Here is a 24,609-nt window from a genome sequence, read left to right on the forward strand (position 1 = left end):
CCTTATGCCTCGGCGGTGTGCTCGACCGGCAGGGTGCCCACCCGACAGTCGGCAACACCCACGGTGTCGCGAGTGATGGATTCGACGACCTCCTGCGCCTTCTGCGCGTCGGTGACCCAGAGCTTGTAGAACTCAAAGGGGCAGTCGGCCACGCCTTTGTCACCGTCGCCGGCCGCATGCACGCCCGTGTAGCCGCGATGCAGGAGTTTGAAGAGGTGATTCTGCGACTGATCGTTCTGCCGTGCGTCACGGATCGCCGACAACGACAGCTGCGCGAACTGAATGCCGTACTCTTCCTCGCCGGTCTCGCCCAGCGTGCGACCGTCGAAACCGATGACCGCCGAGTGCCCGAAATACGAGTAGACGCCGTCGAACCCGGCCGCATTGGCCACCGCCACATAGCAATTGTTCGCCCACGCCATGGCCTTGGCCATCAGGACCTGCTGGTCCTTGGCCGGGTACATGTAGCCCTGGCATCGGACGATCAGTTCGGCGCCCTTCATCGCGCAATCGCGCCAGATTTCCGGATAGTTGCCGTCATCGCAGATGATCAGTGAGATCTTCATGCCCTTGGGGCCCTGGGTGACATACGTCGTGTCGCCGGGGTACCAACCCTCGATGGGGCACCACGGCAGGATCTTCCGGTACTTCTGCACGATCTCGCCGGTGTCGTCGATGAGCACCAAGGTGTTATACGGCGGCTTGTTCGGATGATCCTCGTGTCGTTCGCCGGTGATGGAGAAGACACCCCAGGTCTTCGCCTTGCGGCACGCGGCGGCGAAGATATCGGTCTCATCACCCGGAATGCTCGCGGCGGTGGCGTACATCTCGTCGGGGTCATACATGATGCCCTGAGTCGAATACTCGGGAAAGACAACCAGATCCATTCCGGGCAAGCCGGACTTCATGCCGATGACCATGTCAGCGATCTTGCGGGCGTTGTCGAGGACTTCGTCCTTGTTGTGGAGTCTGGGCATTTTGTAGTTCACGACCGCCACTCCAACGGTGTCGGGACTGGATGAGATGTCGCCGTGACGCATGGTTTTCTCCTTTTAGACGGTGCGGAACAGATTGGGGAACAGGGGGTTCTGTGAGATCAGCCGTAGGCCGGCCGGGCCACCGACGATGTCTCCCGGGAGGTGGAACTGAGGAACTTGGCCAGGACGAGGAGCGCCGCGAGGCCGACAGCCCATCCCGCGGCGATTGTGCCCGACGTCCGGTAACTCCCGGTGAGCGCGAGAAACGCCGGCAGCGCACACGTAGGGAGGCTCAGAAGGGTGACCGCCCAGCCCGTGAAACGGGTCAGTTCGTCCCGACGTAGGCCGAGCACCAGGAAAAACAGGAACCACAGGACTGCCCATGACAGCCAGATGACGCCGAACACGGGATCGGCGGAAAGCGTGAAGGACAGCACCGAATACACCACCGCCGCGCCGGACACGAACAGCGAGAACCAACCCAGCCCTTCGGGTTCCAGACCGGTGAGGTTGACGATGCCGACGTAGAGATAGGTGAATCCGAAGAGGTACAGCCCGGAGGCTGCGAGCAGCGTACCCGTGTCGCCCGGGTTCTGGATGAGCATCACCGTGGGCACGACGCATTGAAGCCCGCCGACGAACAGGTTGAGTACCGCCGCCGACCGTGCAGGCACCCGGCCGAGGAGCATGAGTCCGTTGACGAAGAGCACCGCGCCGACGTAGAGCAATCCGACGTTGTTCACCGGGCGCCTCCCATTTGATTTCATTTGGGTTATCTCCAAATGAAACTAAGTGAGGGACGCCACACTGTCAAGGGCGAAAACGCCTACCTCACAGCGTCAGTGCCGAGCAAGTGTGGTGAGCACGTCGAAATCGAATCCATCGGCGACGGCCAGATGCACCGGCTGCACCGTGAAATCCGGGTGAAACTCCACCGTGCCCCGAGGGCTCTCGTAAGCCATGCCCTCCGCCGGCGCCAAATCCGTCAACCGGCCGGCTCGATGGATCAGATTGGCGAGCAACTGCGGTCCCTCATAACACGATTCGGCTATTCCACTGAGTGGCGGTGCTCCTGGACCATGCAGGTCTATGTAGCGGTCGAGAAGTTCCATCGAGCCGGCTCCGACCATCGATCGAAAGTACGAGGCCGCGACGAACAATCGGCGGGTGGCCTCGTCGCCACTGGCCAGCAACATACTTTCGTCCATCAGCGGACTGAATCGCACAAACGACTCGTCTGCGCCTTGCGCCGCGCAGGCACGGTTGAACTCCACCGCATCATGGCCGACCAGCAGCATCAGCACGGCGTCGCAACCCGAGCGGAGCGCAGCCCGAACCACCTCTGCCATGTCGGCGCTGCCCAGGTCGACGAACCGTCCACCGACGATGTCCAGGTTCAGCTCACCGGCGTATCGCCGCACAGATGCCATCGAGGATCGCGGCCACACATAGTCGTCGCCGACGATGAACCACCGCCGGATGCCGAGGTTGTCCCGCAGCCAGCGCAGCGCCGGCGCGATCTGACCATCCGGGGTCTCGCCGCAGCAGTAGATGTCGCGACGATCCTCGCCACCCTCGTACAACGCCGGGTACGCGTAAGGGACGCGGGCAGCAATCACGGGCGCCAGGGCGTTTCGAACCGAGGAGATGTGCCAGCCGCTGACCGCGTCGATGTGCCCCTTGGAGACGAGTTCACTTATCCGACCCGCGACGATGTCGGGCTCCGCGCCACCGTCCACGACCTCGATGGCGACCTCGCGACCGAGAACCCCTCCGGCTGCGTTCAGATCGTGGGCAACGAGCTGGCTTACCGCCTCACACGAGGGCCCGAAAACTCCTCCCGGCCCCTGCAGGGGAACGACCATGGCCAATCGCCACCGCTCGGCGTCGGTACCTGCCGGGTACGAGCCCGCCATCCGCCTGTCCTCACCTGTGCCATCGAGCCGATCAACTGCTATCGTTTCCAATTGGAAGTATTGCGCGCCGTGGGCGCGGTCGGCAAGGCGCAAGGAGATGTTTGTCATGTCGGGTCCGGCGCTCGGCGGCCGAACGGGTAGTTCGGTGGCGGTCGCGATGCTCCGCGCGGCACGCCGGCTCGGTAGCGACCTCGAAGCCGAACTTCAACGCGCCGATCTGGGAATCGATCACTGGCTTGTCATCGATGTCCTCGCCGGCTCCGACGGCCTCACCATGGCCGACTTGCAGTCGGCGACGATGATTGCAGGCCCGACGCAGACGCGGGTGGTCGACAAACTGGTGTCACGGTCACTGGCGTATCGCGAGGTCGACAAGTTCGACCGCCGCAAGGTACGGGTGTACGTCAGCACGCGGGGAGTTGCGCTTCACGCCGAGTTGCAGCCTGCCGTCGAGGCCGTGGAGCAGTCCTGGCTGGATGACCATGCCGACGAAATACGTGGCGGCATCGCCGCACACCACGCTGACAAACCCTGACGTCGACTTTCTCTGCTCAACAACCGTTTTCACCACAAGTGTGGCGGCAACGGCGGGTTGCGACAAGGATGACGTGATGGACCACGTCACCTTCGTCCCGTCGCCCGAGCAGTTCGCGTTCACCTTCGGGGGCGCCGACCCGGTCATGCGGATCACGGCGCCGACGGTACTCACCCTGTGGACCGAGGACGCCTACGGTGGACGTATCACCAGTGCGGACGATGTGGCCAGCAGTGCGCTGGACACGGAGGACCTCAATCCTCAGACCGGGCCGTTCTGGATCGAAGGCGCCGAACCCGGCGACACCCTGGCCGTGCACCTGGTGGATCTGACGCCGGCGCGCAGCTGGGGCGCATCGACCCTGATCCCGTTCTTCGGCGGGCTCACCAGCGTGCCGGTGAGCCCGACACTGCAGGAACCACTGCCCGAGCGCACCTGGATCTACGAATACGACTCGACGACAAAGACTGTCGGCTTCTCGGCAAAGGGTAGCAATTTCGAGGTGGCGCTACCCGCCAACCCGATGCTCGGCACCGTCGGCGTTGCCCCGGCTCGCCGCGAGGTGCGCACCTCGCTGGTACCCGATGTGTTCGGCGGCAACATGGACACCCCCGAGATGACCGTGGGCGCCACCTGTTATCTGCGGGTGAATGTGCCCGGCGCCCTGTTCTCCCTCGGCGACGGGCACTACCGCCAGGGTGAGGGTGAGTCGTGCGGCACCGCCGTGGAGGGTGCGATGAACGTGACCGCGATCGTCGAACTCGTCAAGGGCGGTGGACCAGCCTGGCCACGGCTGGAGACCGACACCCACCTGATGTGCATCGGGTCCGGCCGTCCGCTGGAGGAGGCCTGGCGGGCCGGACAGGTCGAGATGATCACTTGGCTGGGCGAGTTGTACGGACTAGACCGGCTCGACGCCTACCAGTTGCTCACCCAGATCTCGTTGGCGCCGATCGCCAACGTGGTGGACACCAATTACAGCGCGGTGACCAAGATCGACAAGCGCCTGCTGCCCAGCGCGGCCGCCTACGGCGGCGTACACGACGAACTACGTTCCGCGGCAAGATCATTTGGAACCATCACGTACTAGGGAAGGCTCAACATGGATCTCGGACTCACCGGTAAACGCTTCGCGGTCACCGGCGGTACCCGCGGCATCGGACGGGCGGTGGTGGAAGGGTTGATCGCCGAGGGCGCCAAGGTCGCCTTCTGCGCGCGAACCTCCGAGGATGTGGCGCAGGCGCAGAAGGAACTGGGCGACGCCGCGCTGGGGTCGGCGGTCGACGTGGGCGCCACCGCGACGCTGGCGGCGTGGGTGAATGCCACCGCCGAGACGTTCGGCGGCCTGGACGGCGTGGTGGCCAACGTCAGCGCGCTCGCCATCCCGGAGTCGGCGGAGAACTGGCGCACCACCTTCGAGGTGGACCTGATGGGCACCGTCGGCCTCGTAGACGCCGCACTGCCGTATCTGGAGGCCTCCGGCGCCGGGTCGATCGTGACGATCTCCAGCGTCTCCGGCCGGGAGGTGGACTTCGCGGCGGGCCCGTACGGGACGATGAAGGCCGCCATCATCCACTACACGCAGGGGCTGGCCTATCAGCTCGCCGGAAAGGGTGTGCGCGCCAACACTGTCAGCCCGGGGAACACCTACTTTCCCGGTGGGGTGTGGCCGTCCATCGAACAGAACAACCCGGAACTGTTCGCCACCGCCCTGGCGCTCAACCCCACCGGCCGAATGGCCACCCCACAGGAGGTCGCCAACGCGGTGGTGTTCCTGTCCAGTGGGGCGGCGAGCTTCATCACCGGGACGAACCTGCTCGTCGACGGCGCCCTGACCCGCGGCGTTCAGTTCTGAGCAGGCCCCAGCAACAACGGCAGCCGCGGCAGGCTGCAGGTCGGGGACGGCCAGGTGATTTCCGGGATGTAGCCGGGCGGCAGACGAAAGTCCGGAATGCGGGCCAGCCACTCGGTGACGACCAGCTTGAGTTCCATCCGAGCCAGGTGCGACCCGAGGCAACGGTGCGGTCCGCCGCCGAAACCCCAGTGCTTGTGCAGCTTTCCGTCCAGCACGAAGTCATCGACCGAACAGCCGTCGCTGCCATCGCGGTTGATCGCCGCTATACACAACCGGACGTCGGCGCCGGCCGGAAGCGTCACACCCGCGACGGTCACCGGCCGGGTTGTCACACGCCCCAGCACGGGTGCCGCCGGTTCCAGCCGGATCATCTCCTCCACGAACACCGCCACCTCGTCGGGGTTTTGCCGGAGCGAGCGTCGAAGCTCAGGCCGGCGCGCCAGTTCGACCATGGCCGCGCCGATGGTAGCGGTGACCGTGTCCAGACCGGCGAGCACAAACACCATGGACAGCCCGACCGCCTCGTTGTCAGTGAGCGGTTCGTCCGCATGTAGCAGGTCCGACAGAATGCCCGCGCATGGTTGATCCCGTTGCTGGGCCACGGATTCGGTCAGGTACGTGTACAGCTCGACCGCCGGGGTGAGATCGACGCTGGACGGGTCGGCGGTGAGGCTGAGCGCGATGATCGCGTCCTTCCACCCGACCAGCCTCGCCCGGTCCTGTAGCGGGAGTCCGAACAGGGTGAGGAATACCTGTGACGGGTACGGGGTCGCCAGATCGGCCATCACCTCGCATTCATCCCGCTCGGCGATCTGTTCGATGATCTTCCTGGCCTGGGCCTGCAGGGACGGCAGGAGTGGGCCGAGGGTCTGTGGGCTGAAGTACTGGTGCAGGATGCGCCGGTACCGGGTGTGCTCCGGGGGATCGAAACCGAGCGGCACCAGCGGGACCGGGCTGATCATGTCGTCATAGGCGATGCCGGACGAGAAGACCTCCGGACTGCGCAAGGCGCCGAGCACATCCTCGCGCCGGGTCAGGTAATACCAACCATCACCGCGCACGACGGGGCCGAGGCTGCGCAGCGCCGACCACCCCACCCCGCGATCGCGCGTCATCGGGAGATCTTCGTACCGGATGTGTGGAAGCTCCAGATACTCCTGCGTATCGGTCACGGCCGGACCAGTCCACGCGGCCGGACCAGTCCCAGGTCCAGATGGGTGACCCAGCCGGGTGTGGCGTCACAGACGGCGGGAATGGTGTTGATGGCCCCCATCGCGGTCCAGTCATAGCCCGGATGGGTCATTGCCCCGTCGGTCCTGGTGACCCCCTTGAGGGTCAGTTCGGTCGGCGGATCCCCGTCGATGACGATCTCGTAGCGGGTCTCGCCCCAGTCCCACGGCGGATCGAGTTTGTCCGGACCCGCGGTGACATAGATGGCGTGGAAGACGATGAGTGGCCGGCCGTTCACCCACGCCGTCCATTCGTGTCGCTGCGCGGCGACCGTGCCGACCGCGATCGCACCCTCGTCGTGCGCGATGGTGTCGCACGCCGTCGCGACCTCGATCTCGGCGGCCGTCACCTCGTCGATGGTGACACCGAGGCCGTCGGCGATCATGTACATCGACTGCGCGAAGAACGGCAGTCCGAGCCCGAGAATCGTCGGCTCGGCGAGGAACGTGTCCTTGTCCTTGCCGAACCCCATCCAGTCGATATGGTCCAGTGGCGCATCCTTGATGACGTCGACGACCTCGTAGACCTGGATGCTGTCGATCCTGCTCATCACCCGGGCCAAGGTGAGCGGAAGGACATCTCCGGCAAATCCGGGGTGGATGCCGCCGCCATGAAACGAGGTGCCACCGTCGGTGCACGCGGCGCTTATCTGTTCGCCGGGAACCGCGAAATCCGGTGACGGATAGAAGAACCCACTGGTGGTGACGACGTTCTTGCCGGAGCGCAGTATTCGGCAGACGGTGGCGACGTCCATGATGATCGGGGTGTAGAACACGCAGTCGGCATCGAGGGCAAGGATGGCGTCGACATCGTCGGTGGCCATGACTCCGGTGGGCCCGATGCCGACGATCTCGCCGGCGTCCATACCCACCTTCTCCGCGGAATGCACCAGCACCCCGACCAGGTCGAACACCGGGTTGTCGGCGAAATGCCGCACACCGACCTGTCCGACATCGCCGGTCATCCACTGGATCACCCGATAGCTCATCGCCCCAGCCCTTTCGACAGCACACCGCGGCCCACAATGGTGGGCAGATCAAGGAACGTGCGGATCCCCGGCGCGGCGGCACACACCGGAGCGATCGCGTGGACGGCATGCATCGCGGTGCCCAGACAACCCTGATCGGTGTCATCCTCGTCGTGGATGGCTATCCGCGATTCCAGCACCATCGACGGCAACCCCTCGACGGTCACCTTCCAGCCCCGCCCGTTCGGCCAGTCCGGTGCCTGGTCGGCGCCGAGTCGAGTGATGTGTTCGACGGTCAGTGCCCGCCTGCCTTCGATCACAGCGGTATAGGAGAAGCGCTGCGCGGAAACGGTTCCCGCCTCGATGCGACCTGCCTTGATATCGATCGGCGTGTCGGTGACCGCCACCTCGCGCTCCCAGATGTAGTCGTCGATCGTGGCGCCCAGGCCCTCCGCCAGCAGCATGAGCGGCGCTTTGAAGGACAGGCCGCCGATCGCCGCCTCGTCCATCGGCACCCGCTCATCGGGTGGTTTACCGAAGCCCATCACATCGAACAATACGAACGGCACGTTGTAGGTGGAGTAGTCCATCAGCTCCTGCACCAACAGCGAGTCGATGTGCCGGAACAGTCCGGACATCGTCAGCGGGAGCACCTCTGCCGCCCAGCCCGGCTCAATTCCGGTGGCATGGAACGAACTCTGGCCCTCCTGGCAGGCTGTCTCCAGGCGCTGCACCACATCGTCGCCGGCGCTCTGCGGGTAAATCCACGCGGTGACCGCGGTGGACACCACGTTCTTGCCGGAGGCCAGCAGCCGGCAGATATCGCCCAGCGCGGCGGGAGGATTCCACTCACCCTCGGCCATATAGAGCACGCAGTCGGCGTCGAGCGCGAGGATCTCGTCGACATCGGTGGTGGCCAGGACGCCGGTCTCACCGATTCCGGCGACATCGCCGATATCGCGGCCTGCCTTCGCCTCGTTGTACACCCGGGCACCGACGAGTTCGAGATCGGGATGCTCGTGCACTGCGGCCAACGCGTGGGTGCCGACATTGCCGGTGGCCCACTGGATCACCCGCAGTTTCGCGCCCATCTCAGCCGCCCTGTTCGGCGATCCGGGCCTGGCGTGCCTCGTAGCGGTCGACCAATTCCCGGAATCCGAGCCGGTCGTACTGCGGGATGGGCTGTATTCCCCAGACATCCCGGGCGGTGTCCTTGCCCTCGGCGCCTTCCGGCGGCCCCAGCGGCGGGTAGGGGAACTTGCACTCCAGGGCGTCATCGGAGTAGCGCACCTTGAGAAGTTCGCTGCAGATCTGGGTGAGGCTCAGCGTCGGGTAGCCGTAGTAGACCGCCATGAACGGCAGCGTGAAGGCTCCCTCTAGAACCAGCGCGATCAGGCAGACCAGCACGGCACGCTTGATGTACCTGTGCATCCGCGCGTAATAGGGCGTGGTGCCCGGCGGCAGATCCTCGGCGGTAGTTTCGGCTTGCGGTGTTGTCACGGTGTCGCTCCTTCAGTCCGTGAAGATCTCGCGATTCACCGTGTGCAGGTACGGGATCGCGAGGAACGGGGTGATGTAGAAGATGTCGTAGAGCCACCAACCGATGACCGGGAAGATGACGCCCGCGAACCGGACATCGGCGAACATCGTCATGTTGAAGACGTAGACGGTCCAGATCACCACGCCCATCCAGCAGGTGACGATCATCCACTGGTGGCCCCAGCGCTTCATCTGCAGGAATCCGATGGCGGCGGCGCACCGCATGGCGAAGACCGTGATGATCATGCCTGCCACCATGGCCTTCTCACCGGGTCCCGCGGCGCCGCCGATCCAGAGTTCGTTGTAGTGCCAGAAGTATCCGGCGTCGAACATGTGGCCCCAGCCGACCATCAGGACCCGGTTGATCAGGGTGTGATTGGCGACCAGGTCCAGCGCCCAGCCCAGGCTGTTGAGCATTCCGTCGATCAGCACCAGGTAGCCGATCAAGGTGACGATCATCGGGCGCACCGACAGTCCGGCGCGCGCCGCCTGTCGTTGCAGCCACACGCCACGCATGAAGATCGGGAAGCCGATCAATCCCGGCACCCACATGCCCATGAGGGCGGCACCGACGATCATCCATTTGTCGGCTCGTCGCTGAGCGAGCCGGGACTCCTCGCCGTGGTCCTCCAGGCTGACGGAACCTCCTACAGCCAGGCTCACAGATACCACCAACCGCGTTCGAATGACATGTAGAGCTGGATGAGGAACATCGTGAGCAGGTAGCCGTAGATGGCGATCTGGAACACGATGAGCGCCCGCTTGCGCTTCTTCTCTTTCTGATCGACCATGGTGAAATCCCTTCTCAGAGTGTGTCGGTGGCCAGTAGCCCGGCCGCCGCGATCTCCCGGAGCCCCTCATTGATGGCTCCGTCGGTGCTCAGTGGTGCGAGGATGCACGCTTCGGCGGCCTCCAACTCGCCGGCACCGGCGGCGATCAATTGGGCGGCGGTGACGAGCACCCGCGTCGACGGCGGCTCGAAGTGGAAGGCCTCATCGGCGGTGCGGATGGCGTTGGCGCAGTTGACGAGCCGCCGGGCGGCCGCCACGTCGATACCGGTCTCGGAAACGACGGCTTCGGCCTCCCGCTCCGGTGGTAGATAGTTCATCGGCAGGGTGGCGAACCGCTGCCGGAAGGACGGCTTGAGCTCCTTCAGTGAGCTGCGGTAGGCGGGGTTGTAGGAGCACACCAGCATGAATTCCTCCGGTGCCGTGACGACTTCGTCCGCGCGATCCAGATACAGGGTGCGGCGGTGGTCGGTCAGCGAGTGCAGGATGGCCAGCGAGTCGTGGCGCGCCTCGACGACCTCGTCGAGGTAGCAGATGGCCCCGGTCTTGACGGCTCTGGTGAGTGGCCCGTCGGTCCAGATCACGTCGCCGCCGGTGACCATGAAGCGGCCGACGAGATCGGAGCTGGTCAGGTCGTCGTGACAGCTGATGGTGACGACTGGTCGGCCGAGCAGTGATCCCATGTGTTCGACGAGGCGGGTCTTACCGCACCCGGTCGGCCCGGTGAGCATGACCGGGATCTTGCGGGTGAATGCCTGTTCGAAGAGCTGCACCTCGTTGCCGCTGGAATAGTATGTCTCGCTACTCATCTGACTCCTGATGTCATGCGCTGACCAGCTCCCGGTGTACGTGTGCGAGTACCCGGGGCAGCTCTTCGATCCGCCGGATACGTTGTGAGCGTTTCGGTCCGAATACCTCGGGCAGCGGGTCGACCCGGGCCGGCCCGACACCGACGTAATAGACGCTCACGCCCGCCTCGTTGGCCTCCTCGACCGCATGCGCGGCATCCGACCATGCGTAGCGGCCCTCGTAACCCTCATCGGAGATCATCCCGTCCCCGACGATGATGAGCAGCCGCCGTTCCGAGGGTTGCGCGAGCAGTCGGGCGGTCAGGTGACGGATGGGTGCACCGAGGCGGGTGTAGCCGCCGGTGGACAGTCCCAGGCCGCTGGGCGGGACGAACCGTGCCTCCGGGAAGTCCTTGAGGCAGCGCACTTCCACGCGATGGCGGGTGTTGCCGGTGAACACGAAGATGCCGTGGCGTTCCCGGGCCTGGGTCATCGCCCGCGACAACGCATCGGCGCAGGCCAGTTCCAGCCGGAACACCCTGCCACCGTGCACCCCCAGCGATGAGCTGCCGTCCAGCAGCAGCGCGGTGCTGACATCACGGTGCGTGGGCAGCAGTTCCCGGAACAGGCGCGGCTCGGCCGCTTCACCGGTGCGCAGATCGACGAAATGGCGCACGTACTGGTCGATATCGAGGTCCGAGCCGTCCTCCAGGCGACCGATCATGGCGCGGTGGGTGTTCTCCTGGAACCACTTGCGTAGATCGACCGAGTCCGTTTTCGCGGGGTCGACACGGCGGTCGCGGGCCAGTTCCAGGACCGCCACATGATCGGGCAGGAAGCGTTTCGTCCAGGCGTTCCACTCCGAGTACGGGATACCGGGCCGGTGCTCGGGGGTGACATCCATATCGTTGTCCTGTGGCCGGCTCGGTGGCGGCAGATTGGGATTGCGCACGCCGCCGTCACCGCCCACCGGCACCGAGTAGGGCCGGGGCATCCGTTGCTGCGTGGTGGTCCACGGCATCCTGCCGAACTGCCGCCGCAGCTTGTCGACCGGGCCTGTCGGCGTCGTGTAGATCGCGGGCAACCGTCCCAGCAGTGGGTGGATGCTCAGCCCGTCGGCGCTGCGGGCCAGTTCGATCGCGCGGCTGATCATCGTGTGGGCATCCAGCTGGGGGTCGCCCGGCTCCAGTTCGGGCAGCAGCCGGCGACATTCGGGCATCAGCCCGGGCCAGCGAGAGGCGATCCAGCCCAGCGCGACACCCGCCTCGATGAGGGCCAGCGCACGTAGCTCGCGGGCGGACAGTTCGTCGATCCGGTATTCGCCGACCCGGTCCTTCGATGACGAACATTGCAGCGCGATACCGCATGTCAGGGAGCGCCGGGTCCAGTCGGCTCCGAGCTGTGGGTAGGGGACGTGGATGAAGGTGCGCGACGAGTTCAGGCCGAAACCGCGGTGAGCTCCGGTGACAAGGCGAACGCCCGCGCGCTGCTCACCGCTCAGTGCGACAGCGGTGAGCGAGCAGCTGCGTTCCAGCGCCATCGCCGACGTGTCGTCGAGATCAGCCATGGAAGGTTCCCCCCGCACCCACGTGCGCTCGGTTCAGAAGGTGCCGATATTGGAGAACATCCAGTACCAGAACCAGATGACCAGGCCGGTGCCGCCCCAGGCCGCGACGTAGCGCAGGACCTCCCACAGATAGTCCACGGTCGAACCTCCTCGTTGACGGTTTCATCGGATCCCCACATCGCGTGCGGCGGAGGAAACCCGCCTGTGGAGCACGGTGTTTCGAGATCCGTCATCGCCGGTGGTGGTGAGCCCCGGCACCCGAAGCCGGTGCACGTGACGCAGCGGCGGCTGCACCTTTGGCGACATGATGGTCCTTTTCTACTTCACTGACTGACTTGGGTCAATAGAAAATCCGTGCCTGCCGCCGAATGAGCTGCTTGATGCCCAGCCAGTCGGACAGCCGGGTGATATCAGTCAGTGAATATTTCGCGATTCACGGTATGCAGATACGGGATCGCGAGAAACGGGGTGATGTAGAAGATGTCGTAGAGCCACCACCCCACGACCGGGAAGATGGTTCCCGCAAACCGCACGTCGGCGAACATCGTCATGTTGAACACATAGAGCACCCAGATGACCACGCCCATCCAGCACGTGACGATCATCCACTGCTGACCCCAGCGCTTCATCTGCAGGAACCCGATCGCGGCCGCGATCCGCATGGTGAACACCGTGAGGATCATCCCGACTTCCATCGCCTTCTCGCCCGGCCCGGACGCCCCACCGACCCAGAGTTCGTTGAAATGCCAGAAGTATCCGGCATCGAACATGTGGCCCCAGCCGTTCAACAGCACCCTCGCCAGCAGCGTGTGGTTACCGATCAGGTCGAGCGCCCACCCGACGGTGTTGATTGCCGCGTCGATGATGACCAGGTACCCGAGCAGGGTGACCATCATCGGCCGCACCGACAATCCGTTCTGCTGCGCCCGGCGCAGCAGCCACACCCCCCGGAGAAACAGCGGCAGACCGAAGATGCCCAACGCGGCAGTGCCGATCAGGATGCTGCCGCTGATCAACCACCGGTCCGCCTGGCGCTGAGCCAGCCGCGACTCCTCCATCTGCTCGTCCAGAGACAGGGTCGCCGAAGCGGCTGACGATCGCATGTTGACTGACTCTAGTCATGCAAATGGCCGCCGAACAAGGATCGGCCTCTCGGGATGCCGCCGGCTCATCCCGCGGCGGCGACACTCCGCATGGTGCGTTTGACCAGATCGTCGAGCAGGTCGCGACGCATGGGGTCATTGGTGGTGATCGCCAGCGCGTAGAGGCACAGCAGGAAGAACACCGCACTGTTGATCGACTGGACCTCGGGATCCACCTGCCCTTCGGACCGGGCCCGCTCGATGCGCTGGGCCAGCAGCAGAACCAGCGAGTGGTCACCGCCGTCCTCGGAATCCGGGCGCGTCTGCGAGAAGTGCAACGCCAGGAAGTCCTTGAACAGGACATCGCCCAACCGGCGCTCCAGCCCCAGCACCAGCCGCACCGCCTCGGACAGCGCGGACTCCAGGTCGTGGCCCTTTTCGAGGTATCGGCCGAACTGCTTGGCCATCCGGTCTTCTTCGCGCTTCTCCAGTTCCAGGAGAACGTGCTCCTTGGTGGGGAAATGGAAGAAGAAGGTGCCATGGGCCACCCCTGCGGCCGCCACGATGGCGGCGACATCGGCCTCGGCCATCCCGGACCGCTTGAACTCGGCGACCGCGGCCCCCATCAGTCGCTCGCGGGTCTGCAGACGCTTCGCCTCGCGCGCCGAGGGGCCGTTCACCACCGCCATGTTCGCTCCGTCCCTGTCCGCGCTCCGGGGCGCCGAGTGGTCCGAAGCCGCCGACACCGACAATATCGCCTGGGCCGCCCGCCGCGGCCGACTCGACGAGGCGGGTATTCGAAATGACTTGAGTCAGCTGAAACCACGTCGTGCGAGTTGCGCCATGTTTGGCTGCGCACATCGCCGGGCAGCCCTTTTCCATGACTGATACCCCCACAGCCCTGCAGGGCATGAAGTTCGCGATTCTGGCCACCGACGGTGTTGAGCGCCGTGAGCTCACCGAACCGCGCGATGCCATCGTCGACGCCGGTGGCGCGATCGAGTTGCTCTCCCTAAAGGACGGCGAAATCGAGGCGCGTGACCACGATTTGGAGCTCGCCGGCACGTTCCGGGTGGATCGCCGGGTCGAAGGTGCCTCCGCCGACGAATTCGATGCGCTGGTGATTCCGGGCGGCACGGTCAACGCCGACAAGCTGCGGTCCGACGAGTCCGCGGTGGCGTTCGTGCGCCGTTTCGTCGAATCCGGCCGACCGGTGGCGGTCATCTGCCACGGTCCGTGGGTGCTGATCGACGCCGGCGTGGTCGAGGGGCGCACCGTCACCTCGTATCCCAGCCTTCGTATCGACCTGCGCAATGCCGGAGCGAAGACCGTCGACGAGGAGGTCGTGGTCGACGGGAATCTGATCACCAGTCGGACCCCCGACGATCTGCCGGCATTCTGCGACGCGCTGTTGAACGCCGTCGCGAAAGCCCCTGCCCCGCAGCGCTAGAACGGTCCGGCGTAGATTTTTACAGGATTTCAGTCTCGTGCGTGCCGGTCTCGCGAGACTGCACCCACGTAGCTGAGAACACACCGATCTGTACAAGGTTTCAGTCTCGTGGGCTCGGCCGTCACCCGGCTGAACCGGGCGCTTCCGTGCGAGTCCACCCGGACTCACGGTCAGGCTCGGCCCGGGCTGCCGTCACGCCCCGTACGCGGCGCTGAAAAACTCCAGTTCCAGCCGCATCGCGCGCCGGTACGCCCGCCGAATGGCCGGGCTGTCGTTGCCGAGCCGGTCGAGGAGGCGTTCCAGCAGCGCGGCGACCTCCTCGAAACCGGGGTCGGCGTAGGTCTGCACCCATTGCGCGTACGGCCCCGCGGTACCGACGTCCAGCTGGGACCCGATGTGGGCATACAGCCGCATACACGGCGTCATCGCCGCGCACACCTCCCCCAGACCTCCGGTCGCCGCGGTCGCCAGCAGGAACTCGGTATAGGCCAGTGTTGCGGCGCCCGGCGTGACCCCGGCCATGTCGATTCCCCAGGACGCCGCGTAACCGGCATGCAGGCCCAGTTCCTCGCGCACACCGGCCAATAGATCGGCGAACGTGAGTAGCGTCTCGGTGTCGGTGCTGCGAGCCAGTGCCAAAGCGTATGCACGGGCGAAGGATTCGAGAAAGAACGCATCCTGGGCGATGTAGCCGGCGAAGAGCTCGCGCGCCAGGGTTCCGTCCCCGATCCCGCGGACGAACGGGTTGGCCAACACCTCTGCGGTGATATCGGCGTTCTCCGACCACAACTGAGCAGACAGCGTCATGCCAGCGCCATGTCCCAGAAGGCCACCTCGAGCTTGAGCACCGCGTTGACCTGTTCCTCATGCTCACCCGGCGACGCGAGGGCGCCCAGTTCCTCGACATACCCGGCGAAATCGGGCGTCGTCCAGTGTTCGACGAACCCATCGAGTGGCGCTGCGGCGGGCGCGGCGGAGGTCCAACCGAGCAGGTAGACCCGCTCGATGACCCACAGTGCGGTGATCGCGGCGGCATACGGCTCGTCATCGAGACGCTGCAGCAGCTCCCGATAGGCCAGCGTGGCGGGCAGCGGCTCGGCATCCAGATCGATGCCGCGTCGCACCGCCTGCTCTTCGAACCAGTCGAGCTCGGCCACCAGTGCGGCGCATCCGCCGACCAGCACCTGCTGGTCGGGGCGGGGCGCCCGGGCAAGAAGCCGAGCTTGGAAGATCAGCAGGTCGGCGACGAACAGCGCATCCTGGCACAGCCACTTGTCGAAGGCCGCGTCGGTGATGGTGCCGTCACGCACCGCGTCGAGGAACGGGTGCCGGGTGGCAGCCGTCCAGAGGTCATCGGGCACGGCACAACCCTATCCGTGCCGGGTGGGCCTGATACCCGCCACCCCGTCAGACGTTCTGCGGTTCGTACCCACAGATGGCGGCGACCTTCTCCGCCGAGGCGGAGGCCGGATCGAACTGGTAGCCCAGCCATTCGGCCGCCAGCCGGCGGGCCAACTCGACACCGACGACCCGCTGACCGAAGCACAGCACCTGAGCGTTGTTGCTGAGCACCGCGCGTTCCACCGAGAAGCTGTCGTGGGCGGTGACCGCCCGCACGCCGGGCACCTTGTTGGCGGCGATGGCCACCCCGAGGCCGGTCCCGCAGATCAGCAGTGCCCGGTCGGCCCGTCCCTCGGCCACCATGCGGGCCGCGGTGACCGCCACGTGCGGGTAGGCGGTGTGTTCATCGGGGCCGACACCCACATCGACCACGGAGTCCACCCGCGGGTCCGACTCCAGGTCGCCACGCAGAACGTCCTTGTACTGCAGTCCGGCGTCATCGCAGCCGATGACCACGCGCAGGGTCATGTCGTCTCCTCGATCAGTTCGGCCACGGTGTGGACACACATGGCCAGTGAGATGGCGCCTGCGTCGGGGGTGCCGACGCTGCGTTCTGCCAGTGGTCGGGCCCGGCCGACCTTGGGTCGAAGGTCGGCCGTCTCGGCGGCCGCCTTCTGGGCGGTTTCCACGGATTCGAGCCACGCTGTGCGCCAGCCGGTTCCGGCGTCGACGGCAGCTTCGAACGAATCGAGAAAGGGGCCCAAAGCATCGAGCATGGTCTTGTCACCGCGCTCGGCGCGGCCCAGCGCCACCAGCGCGTCATGCCCGGCCCGCAGCGCCGAGGCGATCTCCCGTCCACCGGGTGCACCCCGGTTTCCCAACGCCGTGCCGGCCGCACAGAGCGCCGCACCCCACAGCACGCCGGACGTGCCGCCGGCCTTGGCCGCCCACGCCTCACCGGCGGCGGTCAGCACCGAGGCGGTCCCGCCGCCCGAGTTCACGGCGTCGGCGGCGGCATCGGCTGCCGCCGCGGTGCCCTTGACCATGCCGCGTCCGTGGTCACCGTCCCCGGCGACCGCGTCGATACGCCCGAGTTCATGCTCCGCATTCACCATCTGCGCGGCGATACACGAAAGCCCCTGGGCAACAAGGGCAGCCACCTTCTGTGACTCCGCGTCTCCCGCGATGGTCTGCCGCGCAACAGCACCGGCGACATCATCGGCACGCCGGGTCCCGGCGCCGGCAGCCACCGCGCCCTTGCGATAGGCGGGCGTGTCGGCCGGAGCGGTCCACAACCGCTCCAGTTCGTCATCGAGCCACATCACGGTCAGCGAGCAGCCCGCCATGTCCAGGCTGGTGACCAGTTCGCCCACCTCGGGTGACACCACGGTATGGCCCGATTCGGCGAGCCTGGCCGCCACCGTCTTCCACACCACGAACAACTCTTCGTACTTGGTGCGACCCAAACCGTTGAGGATCACCGCGATTCGCCCGGATGACCCGGCCGGCTTCTCGGCCAGCACCCCGGCGACCAGCAGGTCGGCGAGTTCGGCGGCCGTCGGCATCTCATGGCTGGCCACTCCGGGCTCGCCGTGGATGCCCAGGCCCAGATCCATCTGGCCCTCGGCAACGACGAACAGCGGCCGGTCCGCACCGGGCAGGGTGCACCCCTCGAACGCCACGCCCAGGGTGCGGGTAGCCGCGTTGGCCTTGACGGCCACCCGTTCCACCCCGTCGAGATCGGTGCCCTCTTGCGCTGCCGCGCCGGCACAACGGAACACCGTGAAATCTCCGGCGATCCCGCGTCGCTTTCCGATGTCTTCGGCTGTGGCGCTGGCAATATCGTCGGTGACGCCCAGGTAGCGGGCGTCGATGCCCTCGGCCCGCAGCGCGGTGACCGCGAGGCCGAAGTTCATCACATCGCCGGCGTAGTTGCCGGTGAGCAGCAGCACGCCCGCGTCGCCGTGCGCGGCACGGGCCACCGAGGCGGCCTCCTGCGCCGACGGGGAGGTGAAGATGTTGCCGACGACCGCACCGTCGGCGAAGCCGTGCCCGACCACCCCGCAGAACGCAGGGTAGTGGCCCGAGCCACCGCCGACGACGACCGCCACCTTGCCCGCCGGTGTCTCGGTGGCGCGCACCACGCCGCCCGGCACACCCACCACATAGTGCGAGTTGGCGTCCAGGAAGCCGGCGAGCATGTCCTCGGCGAAGGTGGCCGGGTCGTTGAACAGACGTGTCATGGCACGGACCTCATCTAGGTGAAGAGCGACTAATGAATGTGGCTGCCGCCGTTGATGTCAACGGTGGTACCGGTCAGGTAGCCGGCGTCCTCGCTGGACAGGAAGGTGATCACCGCGGCGATCTCCTCGGTGGTGGCGGTGCGTCCGACCGGGATGGCGGCGGCCAGTGCGGCCTCCTGCTCATCGGTGGATCCGACGCGGATGTTGGTGTCGACCGCGCCTGGGGTGACGGCATTGACGGTGACGCCCTTGTCGGCGACCTCGCGGGCCAGCGCCTTGGTGAAACCGAGGATGGCGGCCTTGGCCGAGGAGTAGGGCACCTTGCCGAACACGCCACCACCGCGCTGCGCGGATACCGACGACATGTTGACGATGCGGCCCCAACCCTGCTCGATCATCGCCGGCAGAAATGCGCGAGTGACGAGGTAGGTACCGGTGGAGTTGACGGCGAAGACCTTGTTCCACAGCTCCAGGGTGGTCTCCAGGAACGGCACCGGGGACGTGATCCCCGCGATGTTGGCCAGAGCGCCGATCGGGGGCAGGTTGCCCGCGGTGACCTCGGCGGTGACCGCGTCATACGCGGCGGTGACCGATTCCTCGGAGGTGACGTCGATGCCGTGACCGAATGCCGGTATCGCGTACTGGTTGCCGATCTCGGCGGCGACCTTGGCGCTCAACTCGGCATCGAGGTCGAGGATGACGATGGCCCAGCCCTCCCGCGCGTAGCGGGCGGCGACGGTCACGCCGATGCCCTTGTCGGAGGTGGCGCCGGTGATGACGGCGGTCTTCTCGATGCTCATGAGTGCTCCTTCTAGATCAGTTCGGAAATCAGTTGGCCGGCAGCGACAGTCGCCGCGGGCCGTTCGTCGTGGGTGATGTCTCGGGTCTCCAGCTCCAGCGAGAAGTGGCCGGTGTAGCCGGCGTCGGCCAGTGCCTTGAGTCCGCGGCCGAAGTCGACGGCTCCGTTGCCCACCGAGAGGTTGATGTTCCCGGGCACGGCATCGCGGATATGGACGTGCGCGATGCGCGGGCCGATCCGGCCGATGTAGTCCACCGGGTCGCCGCCGGAGGCCACGATGTGGCTGAAATCCATCACGATGCCCACCCGGGCGTCGAGTCGTTCGTGCAAGGCCTGAGCCCGGTCGATGTCGCAGCACAGCCGGTGAAAATGCAGTGATTCGGTCCAGAGTTCGACCCGTGCACCGGCGGCGATATGCGCGGCGGCAGTGAGTTCGTCGGCGACCAGGTCCAGGTCTTCGTCCAACGTGGACACCGGTGCATGGGCCGGCGCCCCGCAGGGCAGCACCAGGGCACGGGCACCGGTGGTCGACGCGAGGGCGACCAGCATGCTCAGGTGGCGCAGACGCGCGCGCTGCTGCTCGGCGTCCAGTGTCGCGTTCAGGTCGCCGATATCGCCGTTGATGGATCGCACCGCGAGGCCGGACGCGGCGACCGTCGCGGACACCGCGTCGACGGCAGCCTCGTCGAGCACGTACGGGACGTGATCGCAGACGCCGGGCAGCGCTCCCAGGTCGATCTCGATGAAGCCGAGGCCGGCGATCGTCGCCAGCGCCCGATCCAGATCCTGGTGCCGAAAACTGATGGTCGAGCACCCGAGCCTGGTGCTGAAACGGCTTGTCATGTCACCTCCCGCGTTGTGATGACTGACACAGTAACCCAGTCGACTGTTAACAGTCAACGGACGACATTTCTTTTATGTTGACTGTTGACAATCACTGTGGGCGTGCTCACACTGGGTGACGCACCGCACTGTTGACCGTCGACAGTGATCGGAACAGCCAGTCGGAACACCAGGTAGAACTGGATTTGAAAGGATGTCCACCATGAGCGACGACGCTCTGAAGATGCGGGGTCCGGTGCATGGCACCAAGGACGCCAAGCGGGTGGCGATCGGCTCCGGTGTCGGAGCCATCATCGAAACCTATGACTTCATCGGCTTCGGGACGGCAGCCGCGCTGTACTTCGGTACCGCCTTCTTCCCGAACTCCAGCCCGGTGACGGGCACTCTGCTGGCGTTCGCGACGCTCGGCGTCGGGTTCGTCGCCCGGCCGCTCGGGGGCATCATCGGCGGCCACCTCGGTGACAAGATCGGACGCAAGCCGGTTCTGGTCGCCTCGCTGATCCTCATGGGTCTGGCCACCTTCGCCATCGGATTGCTGCCGACCTACGAGACCGTCGGCGTGCTGGCCCCGATCCTGCTGGTGACCGTGCGCATCATCCAAGGTCTCGCGTTCGGTGCCGAGTGGGGTGGCGCCATCCTGATGAGCTACGAGCACGCTCCGTGGAAGAAGAAGGGCCGCTATACCGGCATCGTGCAGGCCGGATTCCCCGTCGGACTGCTCATGGCCAACCTCGTGTTCTTCTTCAGCATCCACCTCGGTGGCGACTGGGCGTGGCGGGTGCCGTTCCTCGCAAGCGCCGTCCTGGTCATCGTCGGCCTGATCATCCGCGCCAAGGTGCCCGAGTCCCCGGTGTTCGAGGACGTCAAGAACGAAGGCAACATCATCAAGTCGCCGATCGTCGAGGTGGTCAAGACCGACTGGCGGAACATCTTGCGCGGCATCGGGCTTCGCATTGCCGAAACGGCCGGCTACGCGGTGTCCGTCACCTACATGCTGTCCTACCTGAAGAACGCCGAACTCGCGACCAGGTCCCAGACCATCGGCGCGCTGTGCATCGCATCGGCGGTCGGCATCTTCGCCACCTTCGCCTGGGCGAAACTCACCGACAAGATCGGCCGCCGTCCGCTCTACCTCTGGGTGTGCGCATTGGGCATCCCGTTCGGCGTGCTGATGTTCATGCTGGTCAACACCGGTGTCTTCATTCTCATCGTCGCGACGTTCGTCATCGCCTACGGCGTGTTCCAGAACGCGCTCGCCGGCTCGCAAGGCGGATGGTTCCCCGAACTGTTCAACGCGAACACCCGCTCCTCGGGTGCATCCCTGGCCTACCAGATCTCGGCGATCGCCTCGGGCTTCACGCCTTTCATCACCACCCTGCTGTATGAGGCCTACGGCTGGACCGGCCCGGCCCTGCTATTCAGCGGATACATGGCCATCGGGCTGATCGCGGCGATTCTGACCCGCGAGACCTGGGGACCTCGGGAGCGCATGCTGGCCGACAAGGCCTCGATGGACACTCCCGTGCCGCACGGGGCGAGCGTCTGATGGCAGGGGCGAGTGCGGCAACGGCCGACGTGCGCAGTGAGAAGGTGGCACAAGCCGCCTTCCGGATACGACACCATGCCCTGAACATGGGCGAGGCGCAGGGGCAGGGTTATGTCGGCCAGGCGCTGGGGGCCGCCGACATGCTGGCCGCGGTGTACGCCGACCAGCTGCGCTACCGCGCCGACGATCCGCACTGGGCGGGCCGGGACCGGTTCCTGCTCTCGACGGGTCACTACGCCATCGGGCTGTACGCCGCGCTGGCCGAGGCCGGCATCATCGACGTCGACGAACTCGACACCTACGGATCCGATGACTCCCGGCTGCCGATGTCCGGAATGGCCAGCTACACACCGGGAATGGAGATCTCCGGTGGTTCGCTGGGCCACGGTCTGACGGTGGCGGTCGGGATGGCGCTGGGATTGCGGCACCAAGGCTCGGATGCCCGCGTCATCAACTTCCTGTCCGACGGTGAGCTCGACGAGGGCTCGACCTGGGAAGCCGCGATGGGCGCCGCGCACCACGGACTGGGCAACCTCATCGCGATGGTGGATATCAACGCGCTGCAGGCCGATGGGCCGACGGCCGGTGTGCTGCGCACCGAGCCGATCGCCGACAAATGGTCCGCTTGCGGCTGGCAGGTGGCACGGGTGGATGGCAATGACGTCGACGCGCTGCTGGGCGCCTTCGACGCCGTCAGCACCGGTGCGCCGTCGGTCATCTTGTGCGACACCAAGGTCGGCCGCGGTGTGCCGCTGCTGGAGAACAGGGAGAAGGCGCACTTCATGCGCATCGACGCCGACGAGTGGCAGATCTGCCGCGACCAACTGACCGAGGGAGTCCACGCATGAGCGCGCCCACCAAGCTCAAGACATCGGCGATGATCGCCTCGTTCGCCGATCCGGGCCAGAAGACCACCCCGGCCCCGTTCGGGCACGCACTGGTCAAGGCCGCCCAGGCCGATGACCGGATCGTGGGCCTGACCGCCGATCTGGGCAAGTACACCGATATGCACATCTTCGCCAACCAGTTCCCGGACCGGTTCTTCCAGATGGGCATGGCCGAGCAGTTGCTCTTCGGCGCCGCCGCGGGGATGGCCGAAACCGGCCTGATCCCCTTCGCGTCCACCTATTCGGTGTTCGCGGCGCGGCGCGCGTATGACTTCATCTGTCTGGACATCGCGGAGCCGAACCTCAACGTGAACATCATCGGGGGCCTGCCCGGACTGACCACCGGCTACGGCCCGTCGCACCAGGCCACCGAGGACATTGCCATCTTCCGGGGGGTGCCGAACCTGACCATCGTCGATCCCTGCGACTCGGTGGATATCGAGCAGGCCGTCCCGCAGCTCGCCGAACACGCCGGACCCACCTATCTGCGGCTGCTACGCGGCAACGTGCCCACCGTGCTGGACGAGTACGACTACCGATTCGAACTCGGCAAGGCCACGGTGCTGCGCGGCGGGGCCGACGTGGTGCTGATCTCGTCGGGCCTGATGACGATGCGGGCCCTGCAGGCCGCCGAACAACTGGCTGCCCACCATGTCGACGTGGCCGTGGTGCACACCCCGACCATCAAGCCGTTCGACACCGAAACCGTGCTGGCACAGGTGGATACGGACCGCCTCGTGGTGACCTGTGAGAATCACACGGTGATCGGCGGCCTGTTCGAGACGGTCGCCTCGGCGGCCGTGCAGCGTGGGCTGGGCAAGCAGATCACCCCCGTCGCACTGCCGGATGAGTTCCTGGCCGCCGGCGCGCTGCCGACCCTGCACGACCGCTACGGGCTCGCGACCGCGCGTCTCGTCGCCACGGTGCTGGAACGGCTGTAAAGTGTTGACATCTGAATGTTGACAGTCAAGGAGCGCAGGATGTCCGTGGATTCCACATCTCTGCTGCGCCTGGAGAAAACCAGCCTGCGCCAACAGGCGCTGACCGCGCTGCGCCGCGCCATCACCACCGGCCAGCTCACCCCGGGCACCCACCTGGTGGAAACGGATCTGTCCGACGCGCTGCAGATCAGCCGGGGCACCCTGCGCGAGGCGATGCGCCAACTCCAGCAGGAGGGCCTGATCTCGGCGGGGGCCCGCGGTCGGCTCTCGGTACGACACCTGGACGCCAAGGAGATTCGCGATATCTTCAACGTCCGCGCCGCGCTGGAGTCGATGGCCGCCCGCGAGCTCGCCACCCGGCCCGACCGCACCGAAGCCGTCGCGACCCTGCGTCGCGCCGTCGACGACATGGACCGCTGGGCCGAGGCGAACCTGGAGGACCGGATCGAGGCCGACCTGCGCTTCCACCGCACCATGTGCCAACTCACCGGCAACGAGACGTTGCTGCACCAGTGGACATCGCTGGAGGGCAGCATCCGGATGTCGATCATGTTCGCCGGCGTCGACCGCGCCATCAAGAACATGAACGCCAAGCGGCATTACGACATCGTCGACGCCATCGAATCCGGGGACGAAACCCTGGCAGCGGCCACCGTCGCCGAACACATGGCGGGCGCGGCGAGCACGCTGGTCGGCTGAACACGTCCACCGTAGGTGGACAATGGGGTCGTGGCGACACCTGAAGTCGAGAAGAGCCTGCGGGAGCGCAAGAAAATCAGTACCCGCATCGCCATCCGCCGGGCGGCCTTCGAACTGTTCGCCGCGCGGGGGTACGCCGACACGACCGTCGAGCAGATCGCCGATGCCGCCGACATCTCGCCGCGCACGTTCTATCGCTACTTCGGGGTCAAGGAAGCAGTGCTGCTGTCCGACGATCAGACCGCGCCGATCCTGGCGGCCTTCGCGCAAGCGCCCCCGGAACTGTCCATCATCGCGGCCTACCGGCACGCGGTCGCCCAGGTGTTCGGTGCGATGACACCCGAGGAGCGCGAGGATGCCGCGACCGGGCAGCGGTTGATGTACCAGGTGCCCGAAGCGCGCGGCCTGCTCTACACCGAATACATCCGGGTGATCGACCTGATCACCGAGGCGCTCTGCGAACGACCCGATGCGCCCACCGACGCACTCGCACGCCGGGTGATCGCCGGGGCGATCGTGGGGGTGCTGATGGCGGCGTCGGACAACACCCCGATGCCCGAGGGTTCACTGCTGGCGGCGCTCTCGGTGCTCGACGATAGGCTTTCCGGCCGCTGAG

General features: G+C 66.1%; 28 protein-coding genes. 9 read left to right on the top strand and 19 right to left on the bottom strand.

The features are described from left to right. Window positions 1–2: 2 nt before the first annotated feature. From EXE63_RS12450 to EXE63_RS12460, 3 genes are all read right to left on the bottom strand, one after another. Window positions 3–1,040: an aliphatic amidase gene (locus EXE63_RS12450; protein ID WP_168142221.1), complete on the bottom strand. Its 1,038-nt coding sequence runs from the start codon at window positions 1,038–1,040 to the stop codon at window positions 3–5. 56 nt (window positions 1,041–1,096) lie between these two features. After that, complete coding sequence (locus EXE63_RS12455) at window positions 1,097–1,720, bottom strand: AmiS/UreI family transporter (protein WP_168142222.1); 624 nt, start codon at window positions 1,718–1,720, stop codon at window positions 1,097–1,099. Between the two features lie 96 nt (window positions 1,721–1,816). After that, a complete protein-coding gene (locus tag EXE63_RS12460) occupies window positions 1,817–2,893 on the bottom strand; it encodes a substrate-binding domain-containing protein (RefSeq protein ID WP_168142223.1) in 1,077 nt (358 codons plus the stop codon). 106 nt (window positions 2,894–2,999) lie between these two features. On the opposite strand from EXE63_RS12460, the gene EXE63_RS12465 reads away from it, so the two are divergent. The 3 genes from EXE63_RS12465 to EXE63_RS12475 all read left to right on the top strand — a co-directional run bounded on the left by EXE63_RS12465 (window position 3,000) and on the right by EXE63_RS12475 (window position 5,283). Further along, window positions 3,000–3,428: a MarR family winged helix-turn-helix transcriptional regulator gene (locus EXE63_RS12465; RefSeq protein ID WP_168142224.1), complete on the top strand. Its 429-nt coding sequence runs from the start codon at window positions 3,000–3,002 to the stop codon at window positions 3,426–3,428. Between the two features lie 76 nt (window positions 3,429–3,504). Next, window positions 3,505–4,518, top strand: a complete 1,014-nt coding sequence (locus tag EXE63_RS12470) for an acetamidase/formamidase family protein (RefSeq protein ID WP_168142225.1) — start codon at window positions 3,505–3,507, stop codon at window positions 4,516–4,518. Between the two features lie 12 nt (window positions 4,519–4,530). Further along, window positions 4,531–5,283, top strand: coding sequence for an SDR family NAD(P)-dependent oxidoreductase (locus EXE63_RS12475; RefSeq protein ID WP_168142226.1), 753 nt, complete (start codon window positions 4,531–4,533; stop codon window positions 5,281–5,283). On the opposite strand, the gene EXE63_RS12480 is transcribed toward EXE63_RS12475, so the two are convergent. The 10 genes from EXE63_RS12480 to EXE63_RS12520 all read right to left on the bottom strand — a co-directional run bounded on the left by EXE63_RS12480 (window position 5,274) and on the right by EXE63_RS12520 (window position 13,933). After that, window positions 5,274–6,398: a cytochrome P450 gene (locus tag EXE63_RS12480; RefSeq protein ID WP_168145549.1), complete on the bottom strand. Its 1,125-nt coding sequence runs from the start codon at window positions 6,396–6,398 to the stop codon at window positions 5,274–5,276. The two genes, EXE63_RS12475 and EXE63_RS12480, sit on opposite strands and share 10 nt — an antisense overlap. A 53-nt stretch (window positions 6,399–6,451) precedes the next feature. Beyond that, complete coding sequence (locus EXE63_RS12485; protein WP_168142227.1) at window positions 6,452–7,501, bottom strand: NAD(P)H-dependent amine dehydrogenase family protein; 1,050 nt, start codon at window positions 7,499–7,501, stop codon at window positions 6,452–6,454. Next, window positions 7,498–8,571 (bottom strand): NAD(P)H-dependent amine dehydrogenase family protein, encoded by a 1,074-nt coding sequence (locus EXE63_RS12490; protein WP_168142228.1) that lies wholly within the window; start codon window positions 8,569–8,571, stop codon window positions 7,498–7,500. Before EXE63_RS12490 ends, EXE63_RS12485 begins: the two co-directional genes overlap by 4 nt. A gap of 1 nt (window position 8,572) precedes the next feature. Then, window positions 8,573–8,911, bottom strand: a complete 339-nt coding sequence (locus tag EXE63_RS12495; RefSeq protein WP_168145550.1) for a hypothetical protein — start codon at window positions 8,909–8,911, stop codon at window positions 8,573–8,575. Between the two features lie 81 nt (window positions 8,912–8,992). Further along, window positions 8,993–9,682 carry a hypothetical protein gene (locus tag EXE63_RS12500; RefSeq protein ID WP_372513111.1) on the bottom strand — a complete coding sequence of 230 codons (690 nt, stop codon included), beginning with the start codon at window positions 9,680–9,682 and terminating at the stop codon, window positions 8,993–8,995. Next, window positions 9,679–9,810, bottom strand: coding sequence for a hypothetical protein (locus EXE63_RS33270; RefSeq protein ID WP_255419436.1), 132 nt, complete (start codon window positions 9,808–9,810; stop codon window positions 9,679–9,681). The genes EXE63_RS12500 and EXE63_RS33270 overlap by 4 nt, the downstream gene beginning before the upstream one ends. Window positions 9,811–9,824: 14 nt before the next feature. Beyond that, window positions 9,825–10,616 carry a CbbQ/NirQ/NorQ/GpvN family protein gene (locus EXE63_RS12505; RefSeq protein ID WP_168142229.1) on the bottom strand — a complete coding sequence of 264 codons (792 nt, stop codon included), beginning with the start codon at window positions 10,614–10,616 and terminating at the stop codon, window positions 9,825–9,827. 13 nt (window positions 10,617–10,629) lie between these two features. Beyond that, window positions 10,630–12,162, bottom strand: coding sequence for a nitric oxide reductase activation protein NorD (locus tag EXE63_RS12510; protein WP_168142230.1), 1,533 nt, complete (start codon window positions 12,160–12,162; stop codon window positions 10,630–10,632). Between the two features lie 410 nt (window positions 12,163–12,572). Continuing rightward, a complete protein-coding gene (locus tag EXE63_RS12515; protein ID WP_168142231.1) occupies window positions 12,573–13,265 on the bottom strand; it encodes a hypothetical protein in 693 nt (230 codons plus the stop codon). 65 nt (window positions 13,266–13,330) lie between these two features. After that, a complete protein-coding gene (locus EXE63_RS12520) occupies window positions 13,331–13,933 on the bottom strand; it encodes a TetR family transcriptional regulator (protein WP_168142232.1) in 603 nt (200 codons plus the stop codon). A gap of 191 nt (window positions 13,934–14,124) precedes the next feature. On the opposite strand from EXE63_RS12520, the gene EXE63_RS12525 reads away from it, so the two are divergent. Continuing rightward, window positions 14,125–14,694, top strand: coding sequence for a type 1 glutamine amidotransferase domain-containing protein (locus EXE63_RS12525; protein ID WP_168142233.1), 570 nt, complete (start codon window positions 14,125–14,127; stop codon window positions 14,692–14,694). A gap of 192 nt (window positions 14,695–14,886) precedes the next feature. Here EXE63_RS12525 and EXE63_RS12530 read toward each other — a convergent pair whose 3' ends face one another. Genes EXE63_RS12530 through EXE63_RS12555 form a run of 6 tightly spaced genes read right to left on the bottom strand, consistent with a single transcriptional unit; the run spans window position 14,887 to window position 19,920 of the window. After that, the gene (locus EXE63_RS12530; RefSeq protein ID WP_168142234.1) at window positions 14,887–15,501 is read right to left on the bottom strand and encodes a TenA family protein; all 615 of its coding nucleotides are present in this window, start codon (window positions 15,499–15,501) and stop codon (window positions 14,887–14,889) included. Further along, the gene (locus EXE63_RS12535; RefSeq protein WP_168142235.1) at window positions 15,498–16,055 is read right to left on the bottom strand and encodes a TenA family protein; all 558 of its coding nucleotides are present in this window, start codon (window positions 16,053–16,055) and stop codon (window positions 15,498–15,500) included. The genes EXE63_RS12530 and EXE63_RS12535 overlap by 4 nt, the downstream gene beginning before the upstream one ends. A 46-nt stretch (window positions 16,056–16,101) precedes the next feature. Further along, window positions 16,102–16,563, bottom strand: coding sequence for a ribose-5-phosphate isomerase (locus EXE63_RS12540; RefSeq protein WP_105362556.1), 462 nt, complete (start codon window positions 16,561–16,563; stop codon window positions 16,102–16,104). After that, window positions 16,560–18,278 (bottom strand): dihydroxyacetone kinase family protein, encoded by a 1,719-nt coding sequence (locus tag EXE63_RS12545; protein ID WP_168142236.1) that lies wholly within the window; start codon window positions 18,276–18,278, stop codon window positions 16,560–16,562. The genes EXE63_RS12540 and EXE63_RS12545 overlap by 4 nt, the downstream gene beginning before the upstream one ends. 29 nt (window positions 18,279–18,307) lie before the next feature. Continuing rightward, window positions 18,308–19,078 (bottom strand): SDR family NAD(P)-dependent oxidoreductase, encoded by a 771-nt coding sequence (locus tag EXE63_RS12550; RefSeq protein WP_168142237.1) that lies wholly within the window; start codon window positions 19,076–19,078, stop codon window positions 18,308–18,310. Between the two features lie 11 nt (window positions 19,079–19,089). Beyond that, the gene (locus tag EXE63_RS12555) at window positions 19,090–19,920 is read right to left on the bottom strand and encodes a sugar phosphate isomerase/epimerase family protein (protein WP_168142238.1); all 831 of its coding nucleotides are present in this window, start codon (window positions 19,918–19,920) and stop codon (window positions 19,090–19,092) included. A 202-nt stretch (window positions 19,921–20,122) separates the two neighbouring features. Here EXE63_RS12555 and EXE63_RS12560 point away from each other — a divergent pair, with 202 nt between their 5' ends. The 5 genes from EXE63_RS12560 to EXE63_RS12580 are packed head-to-tail and all read left to right on the top strand — an operon-like array spanning window position 20,123 to window position 24,608. Further along, window positions 20,123–21,466, top strand: a complete 1,344-nt coding sequence (locus EXE63_RS12560) for an MFS transporter (RefSeq protein WP_168142239.1) — start codon at window positions 20,123–20,125, stop codon at window positions 21,464–21,466. Then, complete coding sequence (locus EXE63_RS12565) at window positions 21,466–22,314, top strand: transketolase (RefSeq protein ID WP_168142240.1); 849 nt, start codon at window positions 21,466–21,468, stop codon at window positions 22,312–22,314. The genes EXE63_RS12560 and EXE63_RS12565 overlap by 1 nt, the downstream gene beginning before the upstream one ends. Beyond that, window positions 22,311–23,294: a transketolase family protein gene (locus EXE63_RS12570; protein WP_168142241.1), complete on the top strand. Its 984-nt coding sequence runs from the start codon at window positions 22,311–22,313 to the stop codon at window positions 23,292–23,294. Before EXE63_RS12565 ends, EXE63_RS12570 begins: the two co-directional genes overlap by 4 nt. 39 nt (window positions 23,295–23,333) lie before the next feature. Next, on the top strand, window positions 23,334–23,993 hold the full coding sequence (locus EXE63_RS12575; RefSeq protein ID WP_168142242.1) for a GntR family transcriptional regulator: 660 nt from the start codon (window positions 23,334–23,336) through the stop codon (window positions 23,991–23,993). 30 nt (window positions 23,994–24,023) lie between these two features. Then, window positions 24,024–24,608 (top strand): TetR family transcriptional regulator, encoded by a 585-nt coding sequence (locus EXE63_RS12580; protein WP_168142243.1) that lies wholly within the window; start codon window positions 24,024–24,026, stop codon window positions 24,606–24,608. Window position 24,609 lies beyond the last annotated feature (1 nt).

It is taken from the genome of Mycolicibacterium frederiksbergense (assembly GCF_012223425.1).
Taxonomy (GTDB): Bacteria; Actinomycetota; Actinomycetes; order Mycobacteriales; family Mycobacteriaceae; genus Mycobacterium; species Mycobacterium frederiksbergense.